The organism is Bacillus sp. FSL R5-0422, assembly GCF_038610765.1.
Lineage (GTDB): Bacteria > Bacillota > Bacilli > Bacillales > Bacillaceae > Bacillus > Bacillus pumilus_O.
Map to the genome: position 1 here is coordinate 1360034 of NZ_CP152014.1, position 21303 is coordinate 1381336.

The 21303-nt window shown below is 40.3% G+C and carries 23 protein-coding genes; 15 read left to right on the forward strand and 8 right to left on the reverse strand.

The genetic code is table 11. From position 1 onward, the window contains the following. The first annotated feature begins 367 nt into the window (after window positions 1–367). From pdhA to lpdA, 4 genes are all read left to right on the forward strand, one after another. Window positions 368–1483 (forward strand): pyruvate dehydrogenase (acetyl-transferring) E1 component subunit alpha, encoded by a 1116-nt coding sequence (gene pdhA, locus MKX52_RS06845; RefSeq protein ID WP_012009823.1) that lies wholly within the window; start codon window positions 368–370, stop codon window positions 1481–1483. 3 nt (window positions 1484–1486) lie between these two features. Further along, complete coding sequence (pdhB, locus tag MKX52_RS06850) at window positions 1487–2464, forward strand: pyruvate dehydrogenase complex E1 component subunit beta (RefSeq protein WP_012009824.1); 978 nt, start codon at window positions 1487–1489, stop codon at window positions 2462–2464. Between the two features lie 107 nt (window positions 2465–2571). Beyond that, window positions 2572–3915 carry a dihydrolipoamide acetyltransferase family protein gene (locus MKX52_RS06855; protein ID WP_088001598.1) on the forward strand — a complete coding sequence of 448 codons (1344 nt, stop codon included), beginning with the start codon at window positions 2572–2574 and terminating at the stop codon, window positions 3913–3915. Window positions 3916–3919: 4 nt separating this feature from the next. Beyond that, a complete protein-coding gene (gene lpdA, locus MKX52_RS06860) occupies window positions 3920–5332 on the forward strand; it encodes a dihydrolipoyl dehydrogenase (protein ID WP_003211097.1) in 1413 nt (470 codons plus the stop codon). A gap of 116 nt (window positions 5333–5448) precedes the next feature. Here the strand turns inward: lpdA and MKX52_RS06865 are convergent, their stop codons facing one another. Then, window positions 5449–5829, reverse strand: a complete 381-nt coding sequence (locus MKX52_RS06865; RefSeq protein WP_224925233.1) for a hypothetical protein — start codon at window positions 5827–5829, stop codon at window positions 5449–5451. A gap of 316 nt (window positions 5830–6145) precedes the next feature. Here MKX52_RS06865 and MKX52_RS06870 point away from each other — a divergent pair, with 316 nt between their 5' ends. Further along, on the forward strand, window positions 6146–6265 hold the full coding sequence (locus tag MKX52_RS06870; RefSeq protein ID WP_003212464.1) for a GapA-binding peptide SR1P: 120 nt from the start codon (window positions 6146–6148) through the stop codon (window positions 6263–6265). A gap of 43 nt (window positions 6266–6308) precedes the next feature. Here MKX52_RS06870 and MKX52_RS06875 read toward each other — a convergent pair whose 3' ends face one another. After that, window positions 6309–7781 (reverse strand): aminotransferase class I/II-fold pyridoxal phosphate-dependent enzyme, encoded by a 1473-nt coding sequence (locus MKX52_RS06875; RefSeq protein ID WP_119125690.1) that lies wholly within the window; start codon window positions 7779–7781, stop codon window positions 6309–6311. A 190-nt stretch (window positions 7782–7971) separates the two neighbouring features. Between MKX52_RS06875 and MKX52_RS06880 the strand changes: the two genes are divergently transcribed. Both MKX52_RS06880 and MKX52_RS06885 read left to right on the forward strand, forming a co-directional pair. Continuing rightward, on the forward strand, window positions 7972–8241 hold the full coding sequence (locus MKX52_RS06880; protein WP_012009829.1) for a UPF0223 family protein: 270 nt from the start codon (window positions 7972–7974) through the stop codon (window positions 8239–8241). Between the two features lie 128 nt (window positions 8242–8369). Continuing rightward, window positions 8370–9722, forward strand: coding sequence for an IS1182 family transposase (locus MKX52_RS06885; RefSeq protein WP_253602410.1), 1353 nt, complete (start codon window positions 8370–8372; stop codon window positions 9720–9722). A gap of 118 nt (window positions 9723–9840) precedes the next feature. On the opposite strand, the gene MKX52_RS06890 is transcribed toward MKX52_RS06885, so the two are convergent. Then, the gene (locus tag MKX52_RS06890; protein ID WP_012009830.1) at window positions 9841–10476 is read right to left on the reverse strand and encodes a DUF1054 domain-containing protein; all 636 of its coding nucleotides are present in this window, start codon (window positions 10474–10476) and stop codon (window positions 9841–9843) included. A 282-nt stretch (window positions 10477–10758) separates the two neighbouring features. Here MKX52_RS06890 and MKX52_RS06895 point away from each other — a divergent pair, with 282 nt between their 5' ends. Both MKX52_RS06895 and MKX52_RS06900 read left to right on the forward strand, forming a co-directional pair. After that, window positions 10759–10947, forward strand: coding sequence for a hypothetical protein (locus MKX52_RS06895; RefSeq protein ID WP_003211901.1), 189 nt, complete (start codon window positions 10759–10761; stop codon window positions 10945–10947). 132 nt (window positions 10948–11079) lie between these two features. Next, a complete protein-coding gene (locus MKX52_RS06900; protein WP_342491711.1) occupies window positions 11080–11886 on the forward strand; it encodes an inositol monophosphatase family protein in 807 nt (268 codons plus the stop codon). A gap of 154 nt (window positions 11887–12040) precedes the next feature. On the opposite strand, the gene MKX52_RS06905 is transcribed toward MKX52_RS06900, so the two are convergent. Together MKX52_RS06905 and MKX52_RS06910 are read right to left on the reverse strand one after the other, a co-directional pair. Continuing rightward, window positions 12041–12676, reverse strand: a complete 636-nt coding sequence (locus tag MKX52_RS06905) for a hypothetical protein (RefSeq protein ID WP_012009832.1) — start codon at window positions 12674–12676, stop codon at window positions 12041–12043. A gap of 274 nt (window positions 12677–12950) precedes the next feature. Next, entirely contained in the window at window positions 12951–13130 is a 180-nt protein-coding gene (locus tag MKX52_RS06910) for a DUF5325 family protein (RefSeq protein ID WP_003211596.1), read from the reverse strand. A 113-nt stretch (window positions 13131–13243) separates the two neighbouring features. On the opposite strand from MKX52_RS06910, the gene typA reads away from it, so the two are divergent. Both typA and MKX52_RS06920 read left to right on the forward strand, forming a co-directional pair. Further along, window positions 13244–15082: a translational GTPase TypA gene (gene typA, locus MKX52_RS06915; protein WP_012009833.1), complete on the forward strand. Its 1839-nt coding sequence runs from the start codon at window positions 13244–13246 to the stop codon at window positions 15080–15082. 96 nt (window positions 15083–15178) lie between these two features. Continuing rightward, window positions 15179–15460 (forward strand): YlaH-like family protein, encoded by a 282-nt coding sequence (locus MKX52_RS06920; protein WP_044334035.1) that lies wholly within the window; start codon window positions 15179–15181, stop codon window positions 15458–15460. Between the two features lie 31 nt (window positions 15461–15491). On the opposite strand, the gene MKX52_RS06925 is transcribed toward MKX52_RS06920, so the two are convergent. Both MKX52_RS06925 and MKX52_RS06930 read right to left on the reverse strand, forming a co-directional pair. Continuing rightward, on the reverse strand, window positions 15492–15722 hold the full coding sequence (locus MKX52_RS06925; protein WP_342491712.1) for a YlaI family protein: 231 nt from the start codon (window positions 15720–15722) through the stop codon (window positions 15492–15494). A 101-nt stretch (window positions 15723–15823) separates the two neighbouring features. After that, on the reverse strand, window positions 15824–16441 hold the full coding sequence (locus MKX52_RS06930; RefSeq protein WP_342491713.1) for a YhcN/YlaJ family sporulation lipoprotein: 618 nt from the start codon (window positions 16439–16441) through the stop codon (window positions 15824–15826). A 140-nt stretch (window positions 16442–16581) separates the two neighbouring features. On the opposite strand from MKX52_RS06930, the gene MKX52_RS06935 reads away from it, so the two are divergent. Further along, window positions 16582–17904 (forward strand): PhoH family protein, encoded by a 1323-nt coding sequence (locus tag MKX52_RS06935; protein WP_034619937.1) that lies wholly within the window; start codon window positions 16582–16584, stop codon window positions 17902–17904. A gap of 15 nt (window positions 17905–17919) precedes the next feature. Here the strand turns inward: MKX52_RS06935 and MKX52_RS06940 are convergent, their stop codons facing one another. Further along, window positions 17920–18399, reverse strand: coding sequence for a hypothetical protein (locus MKX52_RS06940; RefSeq protein WP_012009838.1), 480 nt, complete (start codon window positions 18397–18399; stop codon window positions 17920–17922). A 120-nt stretch (window positions 18400–18519) separates the two neighbouring features. On the opposite strand from MKX52_RS06940, the gene glsA reads away from it, so the two are divergent. From glsA to ftsW, 3 genes are all read left to right on the forward strand, one after another. Further along, window positions 18520–19449, forward strand: a complete 930-nt coding sequence (gene glsA, locus MKX52_RS06945; protein ID WP_012009839.1) for a glutaminase A — start codon at window positions 18520–18522, stop codon at window positions 19447–19449. 122 nt (window positions 19450–19571) lie between these two features. Beyond that, window positions 19572–19853, forward strand: a complete 282-nt coding sequence (locus MKX52_RS06950; protein ID WP_003212509.1) for a YlaN family protein — start codon at window positions 19572–19574, stop codon at window positions 19851–19853. 207 nt (window positions 19854–20060) lie between these two features. Continuing rightward, the gene (gene ftsW, locus MKX52_RS06955; RefSeq protein WP_342491714.1) at window positions 20061–21272 is read left to right on the forward strand and encodes a putative lipid II flippase FtsW; all 1212 of its coding nucleotides are present in this window, start codon (window positions 20061–20063) and stop codon (window positions 21270–21272) included. Window positions 21273–21303 lie beyond the last annotated feature (31 nt).

The window sequence follows — 21303 nt, forward strand, 5'->3', positions numbered from 1 at the left end:
CTATTGTAGTACAGTAGTACACTCTATACTAGTACAGATGGAGTTGTTTGTTAAACAGATTGATACAGCTCACCATAAAAAGTAAAGCGAATACATTTATTTAAATAAAGCCGTTAAATCAATTGACGGACTATTTTTCTTGTTGTAAACTAGTCCTTGTTAACAGAAGTTGTATTAGTTATTTGTGAACTATCGTTAATACAGTTAGAAGAACTCAAAAACGAGTGATCATTCAATGTTTCGACAACGATCCCAGTGGCTATTATATACAGGAGTCATATGCGTATTTTGGGTTATCCTATATCTGTATGTATAAATGGATTCACGACAAATTGACTGTTAAAAGAAAGGAAGAGGTGACTTTAGAATGGCTGCAAAAACAAAAAAAGCAATTGTTGATAGCAAAAAGCAATTTGATGCCATCAAAAAGCAGTTTGAAACGTTTCAAATTTTAAACGAAAAAGGCGAAGTCGTAAACGAAGCGGCAATGCCGGATCTCTCAGATGACCAATTAAAAGAATTAATGCGCCGTATGGTGTTTACACGAGTATTAGATCAACGTTCAATTTCATTGAACCGTCAAGGACGTCTTGGCTTCTATGCGCCAACAGCTGGACAAGAGGCTTCTCAGCTTGCAACTCACTTTGCACTTGAGAAAGAAGATTTCATTCTTCCAGGATATCGTGATGTACCACAATTAATCTGGCATGGCCTTCCATTAACAAAAGCGTTCTTGTTCTCTCGTGGACACTTTGTTGGTAACCAAATGCCTGAAGATGTATATGCACTTTCACCACAAATCATTATCGGTGCACAAATCATTCAAGCTGCTGGTGTAGCTCTTGGTTTGAAAAAGCGCGGTAAAAATGCTGTTGCAATCACTTACACTGGTGATGGCGGAGCTTCACAAGGTGATTTCTACGAAGGTATCAACTTTGCAGGGGCTTACAAAGCGCCAGCGATTTTTGTTGTCCAAAACAACAGATATGCGATCTCTACTCCTGTTGAGAAGCAATCTGCTGCGCAAACAATTGCACAAAAAGCGGCTGCAGCTGGTATCGTAGGCGTACAAGTTGACGGTATGGATGCATTAGCTGTATATGCAGCAACTGCTGAAGCTCGTGAGCGTGCTGTTAATGGCGAAGGTCCAACATTAATTGAAACTCTTACATTCCGTTACGGCCCTCATACAATGGCTGGTGACGATCCAACAAGATATCGTACAAAAGAAGATGAAAACGAGTGGGAGCAAAAAGATCCATTAGTACGCTACCGCAAATTCTTGGAAAACAAAGGCCTATGGTCTGAAGAAGAAGAGAATAAAGTCATCGAAGATGCAAAAGAACAAATCAAACAAGCGATCAAAGAAGCTGACGAACAGCCTAAGCAAAAAGTCACTGACTTGATTGAAAACATGTACGATGTGAAACCATTCAACTTAGTTGAACAGCTTGAAATTTACAAACAGAAGGAGTCGAAGTAAGCCATGGCGCAAATGACAATGATTCAAGCGATCACTGATGCGTTACGCACAGAACTGAAAAATGACGAAAACGTTCTCGTTTTCGGAGAAGACGTTGGTAAAAACGGCGGCGTATTCCGTGCGACTGAAGGATTGCAAAAAGAGTTTGGTGAGGATCGTGTATTCGATACACCACTTGCTGAATCTGGTATTGGCGGTCTTGCAATTGGCCTTGGACTACAAGAATTCCGCCCAGTAATGGAAATTCAATTCTTCGGATTCGTTTACGAAGTATTAGATTCTGTTTCTGGACAAATGGCTCGTATGCGTTACCGTTCTGGCGGACGCTGGCATTCTCCAGTGACAATCCGTTCTCCATTCGGTGGGGGAGTTCACACACCTGAGCTTCACGCTGACAGCTTAGAAGGTCTTATCGCTCAACAGCCTGGTATCAAGGTGGTCATTCCTTCAACACCTTACGATGCAAAAGGACTATTAATTTCTGCAATCCGTGATAATGATCCGGTTGTATTCCTTGAGCATATGAAACTGTATCGCTCTTTCCGTCAGGAAGTTCCTGAAGAAGAGTACACAATTGAAATCGGTAAAGCTGACGTGAAACGTGAAGGTTCTGACCTTTCAATCATCACTTACGGTGCAATGGTTCACGAATCACTTAAAGCAGCTGAAGAACTTGAAAAAGAAGGCGTTTCTGCTGAAGTAATCGACCTTCGTACAGTAAGCCCGCTTGATATTGAAACAATCATCGCTTCTGTTGAAAAAACAGGTCGTGCGATCGTTGTTCAAGAAGCACAAAAACAAGCTGGTATTGCTGCAAACGTAGTAGCTGAAATCAATGACAGAGCAATCCTTAGCCTAGAAGCACCAGTACTTCGTGTAGCTGCACCTGATACTGTATTTGCTTTCTCTCAAGCTGAGAGCGTATGGCTTCCAAACCATAAAGACGTGCTTGAAACAGCTAAGAAAGTTCTTGAATTTTAATTAAATGACTGAGGGGAAAAGAATTTATTTCTCTTCCCCTTTATCAATTACATGACCGTGTAAACATACACAACAAGGATTCAACAAAATCTAGGAGGCGAAAAACAGTGGCATTTGAATTTAAACTTCCGGACATCGGAGAAGGTATCCACGAAGGTGAGATCGTTAAGTGGTTTGTAAAACCAAACGACGAAATTAATGAAGATGACGTTTTAGCAGAGGTACAAAACGATAAAGCAGTTGTAGAAATTCCTTCACCTGTTAAAGGAAAAGTATTAGAATTAAAAGTTGAAGAGGGAACAGTTGCAACTGTAGGACAAACAATCATTACGTTTGATGCACCTGGTTACGAAAATCTTCAATTTAAAGGCAGCGAAGAAGAAGGCGAAGCAAAAACTGAAGCTCAGGTACAAGGTACTGCTGAAGCTGGTAACGAGCCAGAGAAGAAAGAAGTAGCACAAGAAGAAGCGGCAGCAGCAACTGGTGCAGGCGCACAAGAGCAAGTAGATGCTGATCCAAACAAACGCGTTATCGCTATGCCATCTGTACGTAAATATGCCCGCGAAAAAGGCATTGAAATTTACAAAGTTGCAGGTTCTGGTAAAAACGGACGTGTGTTAAAAGAAGATATCGACAGCTTCGTTAATGGTGGTTCTGCAACTCAAGAAGCAGCGCCTCAAGCAGCTGAAAGTGCAAAAGAAGAAGCAGCTCCTAAAGCGGCAGCAGCAGCTCCAGTTCTTGAAGGAGAATTCCCAGAAACTCGCGAGAAAATGAGCGGAATCCGCAAAGCGATCGCGAAAGCAATGGTGAACTCTAAGCATACAGCTCCTCACGTAACATTAATGGATGAAGTGGATGTAACGAACCTTGTTGCTCATCGTAAACAATTCAAACAAGTTGCAGCTGATCAAGGAATCAAGTTAACTTACTTGCCTTACGTTGTAAAAGCTCTTACTTCTGCTTTGAAAAAGTACCCAGTACTTAACACTTCTATCGATGATAAAACAGATGAAGTTGTTCAAAAACATTACTACAACATCGGAATTGCAGCTGATACTGAAAAAGGCTTGCTTGTTCCAGTTGTGAAAAATGCAGATCGCAAAGCAATTTTCGAAGTATCTAACGAAATCAACGAGCTTGCAACAAAAGCACGTGATGGTAAATTGGCTCCAGCTGAAATGAAAGGTGCATCTTGCACAATCACAAACATCGGTTCTGCTGGTGGACAATGGTTTACTCCAGTTATCAACCACCCAGAAGTAGCGATCCTTGGTATTGGCCGTATCGCTGAAAAAGCGGTTGTTCGTGATGGCGAAATCGTTGCAGCTCCAGTCTTAGCTCTTTCCCTAAGCTTTGACCACCGTATGATCGACGGAGCTACTGCGCAAAATGCCCTTAACCACATCAAGCGTTTATTGAATGATCCACAATTAATTTTAATGGAGGCGTAATGTCATGGTAGTAGGAGATTTCCCAATCGAAACAGATACTCTTGTCATCGGTGCAGGTCCTGGTGGATATGTAGCTGCTATTCGTGCTGCACAGCTTGGACAAAAAGTAACAATCGTTGAAAAAGGAACACTTGGCGGTGTATGTCTAAACGTTGGTTGTATTCCTTCAAAAGCATTAATCAATGCTGGCCATCGTTTCGAAAATGCTAAGCATTCTGAAGACATGGGTATCAAAGCTGAAAACGTAACAGTTGATTTCACAAAAGTTCAAGAGTGGAAAGCTTCTGTTGTAAACAAATTAACAGGTGGAGTTCAAGGTCTTCTTAAAGGAAATAAAGTAGACATCGTTAAAGGTGAAGCTTATTTCGTAGACAGCAACTCTGTACGTGTAATGGATGAAAATTCAGCACAGACGTACACTTTCAAAAATGCAATTCTTGCAACTGGATCTCGTCCAATTGAATTGCCTACTTTTAAATACACAGACCGCGTGATCAACTCAACTGGTGCTTTAGCGCTTAAAGAAGTACCTAAGAAGTTAGTTGTAATCGGTGGTGGATATATCGGTACTGAGCTTGGTACTGCTTATGCAAACTTTGGAACAGAAGTTGTCATCCTTGAAGGTGGAGACGAAATCCTTCCAGGTTTCGAAAAGCAAATGAGTTCATTGGTTAAACGTAACCTGAAGAAAAAAGGAAACGTTGAAATCCATACAAACGCTCTTGCAAAAGGCGTTGAAGAAAAATCTGATGGTGTCACTGTTACTTTCGAAGTAAAAGGTGAAGAAAAAACAGTTGATGCTGATTACGTACTTGTGACTGTTGGTCGTCGTCCAAACACAGATGAGCTTGGTCTTGAGCAAGTTGGTGTTGAATTAACTGACCGCGGAGTTGTCAAAACAGACAAACAATGCCGTACAAGCGTATCTAACATCTATGCAATTGGTGACATCGTTGATGGACCACCACTTGCACACAAAGCTTCTTACGAAGGTAAAATTGCAGCTGAAGCAATCGCTGGAGAGCCAGCTGAAATTGATTACCTTGGTATTCCTGCTGTTGTATTCTCTGAGCCAGAACTTGCAACTGTTGGATACACTGAAGCAGAAGCAAAAGAAGAAGGAATCGACATCGTTGCAGCGAAATTCCCATTCGCAGCAAACGGACGTGCACTTTCTCTTGATGCAACTGATGGCTTCATGAAGATGATCACTCGTAAAGAGGATGGTCTTGTGATCGGTGCACAAATCGCAGGTGTTGGCGCTTCTGATATGATTTCAGAGCTTAGCCTTGCAATCGAAGCTGGAGTGACTGCTGAAGATATCGCAATGACAATTCACGCTCACCCAACTTTAGGTGAAATTACAATGGAAACGGCTGAAGTAGCAATCGGAAGCCCAATCCATATCGTAAAATAATGAACTTATTAAACCCCTCTCCATCAAGGAGAGGGGTTTTTTGAGCGCTGCATGAGAAAAACCCCTCATTTCATGAGGGGCTTTTCATATGGATATATAAGTGCAAGGAGAGGTCATTAATTTGTATTCACGCGGTCTAAAGCGTGGCATAATGGCGATAAAATATCCTCTTTACTACTGACATTTCCTTCAACCTTCACAATGACTTTTTCATTATTTACAAGTAAAATAGCCGGCAATTCGTCTACTTCATTTTTCCAGCCTTTAAGATCTTCTTTCACAATCATTTTTGACATTTCTTTCGGGTATTCATTCTTTAAATCGAGGACTGCATCATAATAAGGACTTTCTTTATCAAGATTTTCTGCATCTGTAAAAAAGAGAATTCTTGGTTTTTGAATATGACTGACTTGGTCTGTCTGATTCGGTATGATATACGCTAATGAGCATGAACTAAGTACAAAGAGCATGGGGAATATAATGAGAAGTGTCCTCATAAAATTCAATCTATTCACCTCAAAATCCTTTGGGGTTGTCCCAACATTTTTAGGAGCTGGTTACCTGTTAGTCACTCTAGTGTATCATGTCCTTTTTGACAATTTTCGATTGTTACCCAATTGTTACAGAATTGATATGAAGCAAAATACAATTGAAACGTTCCCACAATATGATGAGAAAATAGCACATATTCATAAAAAATAATTAAATGTGTCATACAATTAACCGTTGACAACTTAAATGTGACATCATATTATAGAAGTGTGAAATAGATTAAACGCTTTCAAATATTGAATGAAGAAAAGGGGAATGTACGTGGGTACAATTATTTGTCAAGATTGCAATGAGACCATTGATCAATTTGAAAATGAAAAAGTGACAACACTATACGGAACGTGTGGTCACTGTCATTGCTGTGATGAAGCCTCTGAATAAATAAAAAAGCATGCAGCTCCATTTGGGGCTGCATGTTTCTTTTTTATAAAATTGGTTTTTGTTCTTTAATGACACGAATCAGTTCCAGCGTTGAATCTTCTGGTCCTTGCACAGGGAGACCAATTTCAATGTTTTTAAAGATATAGGAGATATTTTCTTCTGTGATAATCTCTCCTGGTATAAAAATAGGTATGCCTGGCGGGTACACCATGACAAACTCTGCGATGATGCGGCCCGCTGCTTCTTTAAACGGAACTACTTCTGTTGTGGCGTAAAAGGCATCACGCGGCGTCATGGCAAGTGATGGAATCTCAGGTAGCAAGACTTCAGTTACCTCTTGTGTGCCGCTCTCACTTGTAGAGGTTGCGGCAATGTCTTTCATAGCCGTGATCAGCGCATCGATTGTTTCATCAGAATCACCAGGGGTCACAATACATAATATGTTGTAAAGGTCAGAAAGCTCTACTTCAATCCGGTAGCTTTCTCTCAGCCATTTTTCGACATCATGACCATTGAGTCCAAGGTCTTTAATTGAAATAATTAATTTCGTTGGATCATAATCGTACGTAGAAGCTGAACCGAGTATTTCCTTGCCAATACACGTAATGCCATCAATTTGATTCAAACGGTTCCTCGCTGATTCCGCTAAACGGATGGCTTCATCTGCAAGTGCCTTTCCTTCAGTGGCTAATCGCTTTCGAGCGACATCAAGTGACGCCAGGAGCAAATAAGATGTAGACGTTGTCGTCAACATGCTCAAAATCGACTGCACGCGATCTTTTGAGATAAGCCCTTCCTTCATATTTAAAATAGAGCTCTGAGTAAGGGAACCGCCAAGCTTATGGACACTTGTTGCTGCCATGTCGGCACCTGCTTGCATGGCTGATAGTGGGAGCTTATCGTGAAAATGAATATGCACGCCGTGTGCCTCATCGACAAGGACAGGCACATGAAATGAATGGGCAATGTCTACAATCGATTTTAAGTCTGCTGAAACGCCGAAATACGTCGGATTAATCACAAGTAGACCTTTGGCATCTGGATGCTCTGTGAGTGCTTTTTTCGCTGATTCTGGTGTAATGCCGTGAGAGATGCCAAGCTCTTTGTCTATTTCTGGGTGAATAAAAACAGGAACTGCGCCAGAAAATACAATCGCGGACATAATTGATTTATGGACGTTACGCGGAACGATAATTTTATCCCCAGGTCCGCATACGGTCATCACCATTGTCATGATGGCGCCGCTTGTTCCTTGAATACAGAAAAACGTATGGTCAGCACCGAAGGCTTCAGCAGCTAAATCTTGTGCTTCTTTTATCATTCCTCGAGGTGAGTGTAAATCATCAAGAGGTTCTATATTAATGAGATCAATGCTTAATGCATTGTCGCCAATGAATGCTCTAAATTCAGGGTCCATTCCGGCTCCTTTTTTATGGCCTGGAATGTGAAATTGAACTGGATTGGTTGCTGCATGTTTTTTTAGTCCAGTGTATAAGGGTGTATCATGTTGTGACAATTGCTTTCCCACCTTCATCGAAATACCTGCTATTATTGTGCCAATAACGACAGATTTCATTGCATAAAACAAAAGAATTATATTATGAACTGATCGGAATGTAAAGCATAAAATCAATCGGTTTCTGATCGAACAGATGCTATAATAAAAGCTCAAATAAGAAATGAGTGTTAAAGTGAGGGACAAGTAAATGGAATATCAATATCCAATGGACGTCGACTGGACGACAGAGGAAAAGATTGCGGTTATTTCGTTTTTTCAAGCTGTTGAAAAAGCCTATGAAAAAGGAATACCGAAGCAGGAGTTATTAGATACTTATAAACGTTTTAAAGAGATTGTGCCATCAAAAGCAGAAGAAAAGACGCATTGTGCAGCGTTTGAAAAAGAAAGCGGGTATTCTCCTTATCGTACAGTGAAAACGGCAAGAGAAGCAGAAGAGTCTACCATTATTCGTATGTAAGAAAAAACGAGCCTGTATGGGCTCGTCAGGCTGTCGAGAAAATCTCGGCAGCTTTATTTTTTCCCTTAAATTTTCCACCACTCCATTTTATAATAGAGAAAAGCATTCTAAAGGAAGGTGTTTTTCTCATGTTCCACACTAGAAATTCTTCTCAGCACGAAGCCGAATTTGTATTGCTAGATCAACTGGTCGAAGAGGATCACCTGCTTCGTAAAATTGATCAGTACATTGATTTTTCATTTATCGTAGATAAAGTAAAACCCTATTATAGTGAAAATAAAGGTCGTCCTTCCCTTGATCCGCTTATTTTGTTCAAAATGATGTTTATCGGATACCTTTACGGTATCCGTTCTGAAAGACAACTCGAAAAAGAAATTTACTATAACATGGCGTATAGATGGTTTTTAGGTTTGAACATCAATGATCCCGTTCCCCATCACTCCACTATTAGTTGGAATCGTCGTACTCGATTTAAAAATACAACGATTTTTCAAGACATTTTCGATGAGATTGTGCTTCAAGCTATCAATCATGATATGGTAGGAGGTCGCGTTCTTTTTACTGATTCAACTCATCTTAAAGCCAATGCTAATAAACATAAATATACGAGAAAAACGATTGAACAAGATACCCAGAACTATATCAATGATTTAGAAGAAGCAGTCCAAGAAGATCGGGTGGCACATGGAAAAAAGCTCTTAAAGGTAAAAGAGGAGGTGAAAACAGAAAAAGACATTCGTCAAAGTATGACTGATCCTGAAAGCGGCTATCTATATCGCGAAAACAAGCCTGAAGGCTTTTTCTACCTAGACCACCGGACAACAGATATGAAGTATAATATCATCACCGATGCTCATGTCACGCCTGGAAATGTCCATGATTCTGTTCCATATCTTGATCGGTTAGATCACCAAATCGCACGATTTGGTTTTCAAGTAGAAGCTGTTGCGCTTGATTCAGGTTATTTGACAACACCAATTTGTAAAGGTTTATCTGATCGACATATTTTTGGTGTCATTGCCCATAGACGTTTTCATCCAACAAGAGGATTATTTGAGAAGTGGAAGTTTCAGTATGATTCTGAAAATGATCATTACATATGCCCAAAAGGTGAGAAGCTTTTATATACGACAACAGATCGAAAAGGTTATCGATTCTACAAATCAGATCCTAAAAAATGTGCATCGTGTCCTTTCCTTGAAAGATGCACAAGGTCGAAAAATCATCAAAGAGTCATCTCAAGACACATATGGGAAGAACATAAAGAAAAGATCAGACAGAATCGTCTAACTGTTTCTGGAAAAGAGCTATATAAAAAAAGAAAAGAAAAAATAGAGCGAAGCTTTGCAGATTCAAAACAACTGCATGGGCTTCGCTACTGCCGGTTAAGGGGGAAACAAAATGTGAGTGAGCAAGTTCTCCTCACAGCTGCGTGCCAGAACATGAAAAAGATTGCCACACACCTAGCGAAGCTAGGCTAGGTGTGTGGGAGGCCTTTTTCATTAAATCTCATCCATCATAATTACGATGAAAATAAAAAAGCCTGTAGAAAAACATGAGTTTCTCTACAAGCTGACGAGCCTGTATGGGCTCGTTTTTTTATACAGATTGTTTTTGTGTAAAGCGGTATAGATATGTCACCGTTCGGAAGGCATCTTCAATTTTTGATAAGAATTCTTCATTATTCATTTGAACGACTTCTTCTCTAGGTAGCTGAATGCCGCAAAGAAGCTCGGCTTTCTTTACCGTTTGGACACGTTCAAACAGTGTTTTCAACTGTTCTGCATCGAGTTCGCTGTGACGCATGACATCTGGTTTCATATGATCTTTAGACCAAACAAAATCTTGTGGTATTTTCTTCTGAATGGTATCTAGTTCTTTTTCGAAGAGCTGACCATATTCGCCTTTTACAGGAGATTCATAAATAAGAGCAAACCATACAAAGACATGTGTTTTCCAAAGCCCAATTTGAAAATGAGGGAGCTTTTTATACCCACGCTTGCTGTTTGCAAAAGCAACCCACGTATCATTTGGCGGATTGACTGATCTTCTAGCATGCTTTGCGACGTGTACAAACATTTCGTCTCCTGTAATAGAAGAAAGAAGTGGTGCAAAGTGTTCTCCAAGTGCCTCAAGCTTTGGACGGACTCTTTCTTTTAATACGGTCATTCGTTCATCTAAACCGTCAACTGTAAATGTCTCAAAATCTTCATCTCTAAAACGCATTTCACTCATCGTATGCCTCCTGTATTCTTTCGCTGATCATATTTTATCATAGCTTGGGTTAAGCTCAAAAAAAGATGCATCGTCAGATCAAAGATTGTAGAGGACGTGAGTCAGCGTTTAAAAACAACGATTTTGTGGTACATAACAAATAGGTAAAGACACAATTTTCAGAATGTCGTTACGGTTATGCGATCGCTTCATACGATATAAGCAAGAACCAATTCTCTTATCGATTGTTATCAATGAAAACTGACAAGGAATGAATCATTCTCTGGAAGGGGCGTTGACCAAATGAAGCAAATCGTGAAGCAGGGGTATAGACAGGAGAAGAAGAATCGCATCGCTGTGTGGAGATTAGAGGTGGACTATGAGCTTTCTACGCTTCATGAAGCCATCGAGCAAAAAGATGACATCCAAATCGAACGCAGCAAACGAAAGCTTGAGCGCCTAAGAAAAGAATGGGAGCAGCTTAAAGGGTAAAACAAGGTGAGGTAAAAACGAACCAATTCATCGGTTCGTTTTTGTATGAAGCTGCTTTTTTCTTGCTTTTACGTACATAATATCAGTATGCTATTACAAATAGGTATTACATAGAAAAGAGGTTTACAGCTGATGACAAACTGGGTGGAAATTGACCGTCTTGCAAAGCTTTGGGTAAAAGAAGCAGGAAGCCGTATTAAAGCGTCCATGCAGGATGGTCTATCAATTGAAACAAAATCAAATCCAAATGATCTTGTCACAAATATCGATAAAGAAACAGAACGTTTTTTCATTGAAAAGATCCAATCGACATTTTCAGATCATCATATTTTAGGTGAAGAAGGACAAGGGGAAGAGGTGACCTCACTTGATGGGGTCGTGTGGATCATTGATCCAATCGATGGCACAATGAACTTTGTCCATCAAAAACGAAACTTTGCCATTTCAATCGGGATATTTGAAAATGGCATTGGGAAAATCGGTCTCATTTATGACGTCATTCATGACGAGCTTTACCATGCGATCAAAGGAGAAGGGGCTTATATGAATGATACCCTACTTCCTCCATTAAAAGATGTAGCGATTGAAAAAGCCATCGTGGGCATTAACCCGACCTGGGCGATTGAAAGCCCTTATTTTGATGCGAAACCGTTCGCCCGACTTGTGCGTGATGTGAGAGGGACGAGAACGATTGGATCAGCTGCCTTGGAGCTCGCTTATATCTCAAGCGGCAGAAGTGACGCATACGTCACGTTAAGGCTTGCGCCGTGGGATTATGCAGCAGGCTGTGTGCTGCTTGATGAAGTAGGGGCAGTCTACTCAAATATACACGGAGAACACCTAACGTTCCTAGACAAAAACAGCATCGTCGCTGGAAATCGATCCGTTTGTGAAAAAATTTTACACGATTACATAAAAGGCAGTGAAAATAAAAAATAAACCAAATCACTTCATGAGAATGAAGTGATTTTTTGTGTTTGATGAATTTTTAAAAAAACACAACTGGCTATCGATATGAAAAAGCTAGATGATCATTCTTTATTGGCTGAAATAAAAAAACCCCATCTGGGCGATCCAGGTGGGGGTTTCGAGCTTAGCTTAATTTTTCTTTAGCAATTTGAATTGCATCATAGACTGATTTTAATTGCTCTTGAGGGATTTTTTTCAGCATTTGGTTGAAAACAAGTAATTCAGTAGAGCTGAATCCAATACCTTTTGCGATTTTTGAATCAATGACAACATTACCTTTTTTGTCTAAAACAAGTGCATCACCAGCAAGATCAGCGATTCTGATCACTGATTTAAACAGCTTTTCAAATTTAGCTGCTTCTTCTTTTGTAAGACCAAGTTCAACAGCTTTCGCTGCATCAAAAACTAATTTTCCTTTTTCGTTTTTAGTGACGCTCTCACTGAAAACGATTGTCAGAACAGCAGCGCGATCTAAGAATTTCTCAGCAGTCGCCGCTTCTTCTTCAGTTAGTCCGAGCTCAACAGCTTTTTTCACATCAAATGTGTAGTTGTTGTCTTCCTCAACAAATGAGTTAATGAGAATGTTGATGACACGCTCGTTTTTCTCCAATAATTCTTTAATGACTTGTTGCTGCTCAAAAGGAATCCCTTTGAAAGTTGCAGCACTTGCTTGCCCAGGAGCTACTGTTGTGAAAGTAAGAATAATAGCTAAAGCGAAAAATACAACAGAGCTGAGCGATTTGCTCAAAATCTTCTTCATGCTTCTTTTCTCTCCCTTTTCTGTTAAATTTTGTTGCAAGTACAGCATATCACGAGAAACTTTGTGGAAGAATAGGAAAATTGTAACTTTATGTTTGATTTTGGAGAACTATAAACGTTATTGTCGAAAAATGGAGAGGTTCAGATGACTTACTTTTGCCAAGTCTAAATGATATGTTCTGTCTTTATACACGCCTTTTCATAGGTGGTTGGTCTTGTTTTGACCAAAAATAAAAGCCTTTTACATAGAGAATGTAAAAGGCTTTTGAGAAATTTTATGATTGCACGTTTAATTTTCTTTTTAATGTAAATCCTGTACCCATGAAAATCATGGCAAACACAATACTTAGACAAATACCCAGCACGTTTTTTTCTGCAAGAGTTACCCCAATAAACGCCATACTGACAACCGCAAGTAATGCACATAATAATAGAAGCCATTTGATTTGTTTCATTTTTCTCCATCCCTTTTTTTAGAGTTAATATAAGTTTACAGAAAAACGATCGGCATTTAAAGGGGATTGTGATATAATATGAAAGTTATCTAATTATTTTAGGAGATGAAAATGTGAAACTTCGAAAAGATCTTCGCAACATCGCAATTATTGCCCACGTTGACCATGGTAAAACGACGCTTGTTGACCAATTGCTCCATCAAGCTGGTACTTTCCGTGCGAATGAAAATATCGCTGAGAGAGCCATGGATTCAAATGATTTAGAGCGAGAGCGCGGTATTACGATTTTAGCTAAAAATACTGCGATCCATTATAAAGATACACGCATTAATATTTTAGATACACCAGGACACGCCGATTTCGGTGGTGAGGTTGAGCGTATCATGAAAATGGTAGATGGTGTACTTCTCGTTGTGGATGCTTATGAAGGCTGTATGCCTCAAACACGCTTTGTGCTGAAAAAGGCACTTGAGCAAAACTTAACACCAATTGTTGTTGTCAATAAAATTGACCGCGACTTTGCTCGTCCGGCTGAAGTAGTCGATGAAGTAATTGACTTGTTCATTGAATTGGATGCGACAGAAGAACAGCTTGAATTCCCAGTTGTCTATGCATCAGCAATCAATGGTACAGCAAGTAACGATGCAAGCAAGCAAGATGAAAACATGGAATCTTTGTTTGAAGCCATTGTTAACCATATCCCTTGCCCAGTTGATAACCATGAAGAGCCGCTTCAATTCCAAGTGGCGCTACTTGATTACAATGATTATGTTGGAAGAATTGGGATCGGTCGTGTATTTAGAGGAACAATGCAAGTAGGACAGCAAGTAGCCTTAATGAAAGTGGACGGCAGTGTGAAACAATTCCGTGTGACGAAGATTTTTGGTTTCCAAGGGTTAAAACGAGTGGAAATCAACGAAGCGAAAGCAGGAGATCTTGTTGCTGTATCTGGAATGGAAGACATTAACGTAGGTGAAACGGTATGTCCTGTTGAACACCAAGAGGCTCTGCCAATCCTTCGTATTGATGAGCCGACTCTTCAAATGACGTTTGTTGTGAACAACAGCCCATTTGCAGGCCGTGAAGGAAAATATGTAACATCACGTAAAATTGAAGAGCGCCTAGAGCAGCAGCTTCAAACAGACGTCAGTCTTCGTGTTGATCCAACTGATTCGCCTGATGCTTGGGTTGTATCTGGACGCGGAGAGCTTCACCTATCCATTCTTATTGAGAATATGAGACGTGAAGGATTTGAATTACAAGTATCGAAGCCAGAAGTTATTGTAAAAGAAGTTGACGGTGTTCGATGTGAGCCTGTTGAACGCGTTCAAATTGATGTACCAGAAGAGCATACTGGCTCTATCATGGAATCAATGGGCGCACGAAAAGGTGAAATGATTGACATGATCAATAATGGTAATGGTCAAGTTCGCCTGATCTTTACAGTGCCATCACGTGGTTTAATCGGATATACAACTGAATTTCTTTCATTAACTCGTGGTTTTGGTATTTTGAACCATACGTTTGACAGCTACCAGCCAATGCAGTCTGGTCAAGTCGGCGGACGTCGTCAAGGTGTACTTGTTTCAATGGAAACAGGTAAAGCGACTGCTTACGGAATCCAAGGCGTTGAAGAGCGCGGTGTGATCTTTGTTGAGCCGGGTGTTGAAGTATACCAAGGAATGATTGTTGGTGAGCATAACCGTGAGAACGATCTTGTTGTCAACGTAAGTCGTATGAAACAACAAACAAACGTGCGTTCAGCGACGAAAGATCAAACGGTGAGCATGAAAAAACCACGTATTATGTCACTTGAGGAATCTCTTGAGTACTTGAATGAGGACGAATACTGTGAGGTTACACCTGAATCAATTCGTTTAAGAAAGAAAATTTTAGATAAAAACGAACGTGAGAAAGCAGCGAAGAAGAAAAAGCTAGCAGGATTATCGTAATTCCATGAAGAATTAAAAAGATAGAACCCTGAAAGATAAGGGGAGGGAATCTTTTTGAATGAACAGGAAGTAAGTGGAAATCTATCCTTTTTCGCGATGCTGTTTCGTGTCGATGAAAATCCGCAAACAGGGATGTGGCTCCTATATGGCACCATCCTTGTTTTAGCAATTATTGTTTTTAAGCTCGGCTTTGCTAGACGTTTACCGATTTTAAAAGCACTCGTGATTTACTTGTTTTTGATTTTTGGCTGCACGTTTCTCACATTTCTAGGAATCTTCCTGCCAGTAGCGGAAGGGCTAGTCGTGGCAGCTGCCATTTTGATCATTTATAAAATCAGGCTGCATCGTGCGAAAAAAGAAGGAACAGTGAATACGTAAAAAAAGACCTGAACTCGTGTCAGGTCTTTTTTTATGTATTTTGTTCTTTTTTTCCTTTTTTCTTCTTTTTCTCTTTTGTCGCAGGATCTTGATAAAGAGAGAATCTGCCAGTCTTGATGCGTGCTTCTGTCTTTACTTTAATACGTTCCTGACAGTCATCGCACATATATGTATGAATCGGTCGATTTCTTAACCGTTTAGCAACGAGTGTATCATCATCAATGGTTTCAAGCTTCTCACATAATGAGCACTTCACTCTCATCCTTTTCACCTCACTTATTGCATTTATTATAGCATGTTTTCCAGCTACTTAAAATCAGCGTAGAAAACGGCTTATATCACAGGAGATATAAGCCGTTCTCTTTATTTCTTCTGATTCATATGATGGTTTGATTGATCGTTTTGATGTTCGTCTAACCTCTTTTGATCATTTTGTTTGAGCTGATCATTCGGTTCATTTGTTGGATCTGTTTCGCGGCGATCAATTTCATTTCTTGGCATCTCTGGCATTACACGGCCGACAATGGCGGCTAGTTCATCCATAATCCCACTGACAGGGCGTCCTGCTTGTATTTCTTTACCCATTTCTTTTAACCGGCTGACTGTATCCGGATCAGCGACCACAACAGCATTCGCACCTTCTGGATCATTTTTCAGCGCTTTTGCAACTGAATATTTAATGGTTTCTACTTTGCTTCTATCTAAATCATCTTTTACATCAATACCAACAACGGCATAGCGGCCGATGACGACTGCCGTTGCATCATTAACATCTGCTACGTGCTCTGTTACTTTGACAAGATGCTGCGCGACATCTGTGGATGACCTAGCTTGATTGGTCTTTTTCTTAGTGGAATCTGACACTCTTACTACGTGCTGGCGTCCATCTTGCTTGTTCAGTGCCTCACTCTTTTCCTGCTGCTGGCAAGCGCCTAACAGCATGATGGCTTGAACCATGAATAATGTCAAAAATAGTCGCATCTGTATTCCCTCCTTCACAAACTGCATGATTTATTTTATTGTTGAATTAACCTTCTAACTTTATTCATGAAAACATATATTTTAACAATCGTTTTGGGAAAGACAAGGATGAATGAAACCCCGATCAGGAGGCGAAGGACCTGAGTAAAATTTATGTATTAGACACAAATGTGTTATTACAGGATCCGAATTCAATCTTTTCATTTGAAGACAACGAAGTCGTCATACCAGCCGTTGTGTTAGAAGAAGTAGACTCAAAAAAGAGATATATGGACGAGGTTGGACAAAATGCCCGGCGCGTCTCACGCCTAATCGACGGTTTAAGATCGAAAGGGAAACTGCATGAAAAAATTACACTAGAGTCAAAAGGGACACTGCGCATTGAACTGAATCACCGCTCTTTTCATGAGCTTCAAGAAATTTTTATTGAAAAAACGAACGATAATCGAATATTGGCAGTCGCGAAAAATTTAAGCTTAGAGGAAGAAACAAAGCCTCATGGCCGGCCTGTTATTTTGGTCAGCAAGGATGTGCTAGTGCGGGTAAAGGCGGATGCTATAGGGCTTCAAGCAGAAGACTTCTTAAGTGACCGTGTATTGCAAAATGAAGACATCGATAATGGCTATCATGAGCTCTACATTCCGACTGAGCAATTGAATACATTTTATAAGCAAAATCAATTACCAATAAAAGAGGTCACAAGTGCACCATTCAACCCTCATCAATTTGTCATCATGAAGGGAAATGAAGGCGGTTCTGCTTTAGGAATGCTTGATCAAAAGGCAGAGCATGTTAAACGTCTCGTTTATGATCAAGAGCATATTTGGGGAATCCGTCCAAAGAATGTCCAGCAGACGATGGCACTCGAGTTGCTTTTGCGTCGTGACATTCCGCTCGTGACACTGATTGGAAAAGCAGGGACTGGTAAAACATTGCTTGCACTTGCTGCCGGGTTAATGCAGACAGAGGACCTCGGTATGTTTAAAAAGTTAATTGTGGCGCGCTCCATCGTGCCTGTTGGGAAAGATATAGGGTACTTGCCAGGAGAAAAGGAAGAAAAGCTCAGACCATGGATGCAGCCGATCTATGACAACCTAGAGTTTTTATTTAATACAAAAAAGCCGGGTGAGCTTGATGCGATTTTGGCGGGAATTGGATCTATTCAAGTCGAAGCATTGACGTATATTCGGGGAAGAAGCATCCCTGATCAATTTATTATCATTGATGAGGCGCAGAATTTAACAAAGCATGAGGTGAAAACATTATTAACGCGAGTCGGAGAGGGAAGTAAAATTGTGCTGATGGGAGATCCAGAGCAGATTGATCACCCTTATTTAGACAGTTTAAATAATGGGCTTACGTATGTCATCGAGCGGTTCAAAGGGCAGCAAATATCTGGACATGTCAAGCTTGTCAAAGGAGAAAGGTCTGGACTTGCACAGCTTGCTGCTGATTTGCTATAGTCCAGACCCTCTAACTTATGTAATGACGAGCTCTTTGACACCTTTTATCGGCTGAGTGAGGTTGGACTGATCCGCGAAATAGACGTGGATTGGTCCTTCTTCTATGATGGGTTTACCATGTTGGCTGAAATGAGCAATGCTTTCCATTGCCTGAGAAAGCGGGACAGCAATTGTACCAGTTTCTGTGACAAATTCGCATGTATCCGCATGTTCAAGCGGCTCAGCATTTTTTAGCATATCGCCAAGCTTCATACCGAAGCTGCCAGTGACGAGTCTTTCCTTCTCGTACTTTTTCTCTGTTTTTAACGTAGGTGGAAGTGTTTGACCTTCTCTTATCACCCGCTCTTGGTCAAGCTCCTGATCTAGCTGATTCTCTTCACTTGCTGCATTTTCAAAAAATGAATCCATTAAAAATTTGCGGTCATCAAAAATCCATACACTTGGATCAATGGTGATCTTGTACTGTACGTTCCCCTTGATTTGAATGATGCTCATGTTCAAGACAACCCCTTTCCAACATAAATTATAGAAGTTTTCGTCCAATTTGTCACTTTCATAAACAGGCTACACCTTGTACACACTAATCGTACATGAAAGATAGGGAGTGTATGAGGCATGGCATGTCGCGACAATGAAGAGCTTCAGCGATTTGTAGAAGAAGCAAAAAAAGTGGCCAAAGATGGTCAAGTAGCATCCTATATTCCTGCTCTCGGCAAAGCGGATCAGACGGATTTATCTGTGGCTGTGTATCATGTGAGTAATACGTGCCACTCCGCTGGAGATGTAGATAAACGATTTACGCTTCAAAGTATTTCAAAAGTATTAGCACTGGCGCTTGTCCTCTCAGAAGAAGGGCCAAAAAAAGTCTTTCAATTTGTTGGACAAGAACCAACAGGAGACCCGTTTAATTCAATGATCAAACTGGAAACAGCCAGCCCGAATAAACCGCTGAATCCAATGATTAATGCAGGGGCGCTCGCCGTCACAAGTTTAATCAGGGGAGCGACCCCAGAAGCTCAGCTGGGCCGGCTGCTTAGCTTCATTAGAGAGCTTGCAAATGACAAAAGCATTACATACTGCAAGGAAACTGCTGCGTCCGAATTTGAGACATCCATGATTAACCGGGCGATGTGCTATTATATGAAGCAATATCATATTATTAGAGGGAACGTAGAAGAAGTCATGGACGTCTATACGAAACAATGTGCCATCATGATGAACAGCTTGGATTTGGCGAAAATTGCTTGTGTTTTTTCATTAGACGGCAGGCATCCAGAAACGGGAAAGCAAATTCTTTCGAAAGATGTCGCTAGAATTTGTAAAACCTTTATGGTGACGTGCGGCATGTACAATGCGAGCGGAGAATTTGCCATTAACATCGGAATTCCTGCAAAAAGCGGTGTCTCAGGTGGGATTATGGGAGCTGCACCATATGATTTTGGAATCGGTATCTTCGGTCCGGCTCTGGATGAAAAAGGGAATAGTATTGCTGGGATTAAGCTGCTTGAGCTGATGAGTGAAAAATACGAGATGAGTATCTTTTAATGAAGGAAGGCTTCTTTTTATTTTTACAAAGCGAACTGTACAAATCTGCTTGCAATTTTGGGCGTTTCGCTTTATGATAAATAGAAGAATTAGGTACTCGCCTGGGGAACGGAGGGATACTTTTGGCGTCAGAAATTTTAGTCGATCATCGGCAAAAAGCACTGGCTTTATTAAAATTGGATGCAGATAAAATTTTAAAATTGATCCAAGTGCAAATGGACAACTTAACGATGCCGCAATGTCCTCTTTATGAAGAGGTTTTAGATACTCAAATGTTCGGATTATCGAGAGAAATTGATTTCGCTGTCCGGCTTGGATTAGTTGATCAACATGAAGGTAAGAAACTACTCGATAAACTTGAGAGAGAGCTTTCCGCACTTCATGATGCGTTCACAAAAAAATAATGATTGAAAACTCAAACTTCTTGAACATAAGTTTGAGTTTTTTTGTCCTCTATTTTTTCATTGATTCATGTCAAACGGACTTGATTCTTTCATGAATGACGAACAATATAAAAGAGGTAAAACGAGATCAAACGGAGAAAATGTAGTAGAATAAAAACAGCTAAGAGGATATCAAGCAGTAGAAACAGACGTTAGGAAGAGGATTATATGTTAAAGAGAATGCTAAAATCGTATGACTACTCATTATTGTTCGCCATTATTTTAATTAGCGCATTCGGTTTGGTCATGGTGTATAGCTCAAGTATGATTACATCTGTGATCAGATACGATGCTGCACCAGATAATTTTTTTAAGAAACAGCTTTTATTTATGATTGTTGGAGCGGTCATTTTGCTCTTTACGGCACTCGTTCCATATCAGTTGTTTTCAAATAAGAAATTTCAAATCGGTATGCTGCTGCTATCCGTTTTTTCCCTCATCTATGTGTACTTTGGCGGTCATATTGCAGGGAACGCAAGAAGCTGGATTAAAGTAGGTCCATTCAGTCTTCAGCCAGCGGAATTTGTGAAGATTGTCGTCATTATTTATCTTGCTGCTGTGTATGCAAAAAAGCAGCATTATATTGATCATATTTTACGAGGAGTTACACCTCCAATCGTGATTGTCTCGATCTTATGCGGATTTATCATTTTGCAGCCAGACTATGGGACAGCCTTTATCATTGGCATGATTGCGCTTGCGATGATTTTATGTTCAGGGTTTAGCGGGAAAACACTTGCGAAGCTGCTGGCGCTATTTAGTGCCGTGATGGTCGTCGTGACCCCATTTATTATTCTTTTTTGGGACAAAATTTTCACGCAAAATCGTCTTGGGCGTTTTGAGAGTTTCCAAGATCCCTTTAAAGATGCAGGGGCTACGGGACACCAATTGATTAATTCCTATTACGCCATTGGATCAGGTGGTTTTTTTGGACTTGGATTAGGAGAAAGCGTTCAAAAGTACGGATATCTTCCAGAGCCACACACAGATTTTATCATGGCAATCATTTCAGAAGAGCTTGGCTTTTTCGGTGTATTTTTTGTACTCGCTCTCCTTGGCTTCATCGTCGTGAAAGGTTTTTATATTGCAAGAAAGTGTGAAGATCCATTTGGAAGTTTGCTTGCAATAGGAATTTCATCCATGATTGCCATCCAAACATGCATTAATTTAGGCGGTGTTTCAGGTCTGATTCCGATTACTGGGGTCACGCTTCCGTTTATTAGCTACGGGGGATCGTCTATTATTTTACTGAGTGGTTGTATGGGAATATTGCTGAATATCAGCATGTTTACTGAATATAAAGAGCGTTACAAAAAGAAAAAATCAATGAGCAAGCTATCAGTTCAAAAAAATGGAATGCAGAAAACTTTGAATCTTTAGAAAACAAAAGTGTACAGTTTTCATTTCTTCC

Bases quoted from the DNA above. Each gene is read 5' to 3' on its own strand.
- pdhA (WP_012009823.1), top strand. From the start codon at position 368: ATGGCTGCAAAAACAAAAAAAGCAATTGTTGATAGCAAAAAGCAATTT.
- pdhB (WP_012009824.1), top strand. From the start codon at position 1,487: ATGGCGCAAATGACAATGATTCAAGCGATCACTGATGCGTTACGCACA.
- lpdA (WP_003211097.1), top strand. From the start codon at position 3,920: ATGGTAGTAGGAGATTTCCCAATCGAAACAGATACTCTTGTCATCGGT.
- MKX52_RS06865 (WP_224925233.1), bottom strand. From the start codon at position 5,829: ATGAGGACACTTCTCATTATATTCCCCATGCTCTTTGTACTTAGTTCA.
- MKX52_RS06880 (WP_012009829.1), top strand. From the start codon at position 7,972: ATGGAATATCAATATCCAATGGACGTCGACTGGACGACAGAGGAAAAG.
- MKX52_RS06885 (WP_253602410.1), top strand. From the start codon at position 8,370: ATGTTCCACACTAGAAATTCTTCTCAGCACGAAGCCGAATTTGTATTG.
- MKX52_RS06890 (WP_012009830.1), bottom strand. From the start codon at position 10,476: ATGAGTGAAATGCGTTTTAGAGATGAAGATTTTGAGACATTTACAGTT.
- MKX52_RS06895 (WP_003211901.1), top strand. From the start codon at position 10,759: ATGAAGCAAATCGTGAAGCAGGGGTATAGACAGGAGAAGAAGAATCGC.
- MKX52_RS06900 (WP_342491711.1), top strand. From the start codon at position 11,080: ATGACAAACTGGGTGGAAATTGACCGTCTTGCAAAGCTTTGGGTAAAA.
- MKX52_RS06905 (WP_012009832.1), bottom strand. From the start codon at position 12,676: ATGAAGAAGATTTTGAGCAAATCGCTCAGCTCTGTTGTATTTTTCGCT.
- MKX52_RS06910 (WP_003211596.1), bottom strand. From the start codon at position 13,130: ATGAAACAAATCAAATGGCTTCTATTATTATGTGCATTACTTGCGGTT.
- MKX52_RS06920 (WP_044334035.1), top strand. From the start codon at position 15,179: ATGCTGTTTCGTGTCGATGAAAATCCGCAAACAGGGATGTGGCTCCTA.
- MKX52_RS06925 (WP_342491712.1), bottom strand. From the start codon at position 15,722: ATGAGAGTGAAGTGCTCATTATGTGAGAAGCTTGAAACCATTGATGAT.
- MKX52_RS06930 (WP_342491713.1), bottom strand. From the start codon at position 16,441: ATGCGACTATTTTTGACATTATTCATGGTTCAAGCCATCATGCTGTTA.
- MKX52_RS06940 (WP_012009838.1), bottom strand. From the start codon at position 18,399: ATGAGCATCATTCAAATCAAGGGGAACGTACAGTACAAGATCACCATT.
- glsA (WP_012009839.1), top strand. From the start codon at position 18,520: ATGGCATGTCGCGACAATGAAGAGCTTCAGCGATTTGTAGAAGAAGCA.
- ftsW (WP_342491714.1), top strand. From the start codon at position 20,061: ATGTTAAAGAGAATGCTAAAATCGTATGACTACTCATTATTGTTCGCC.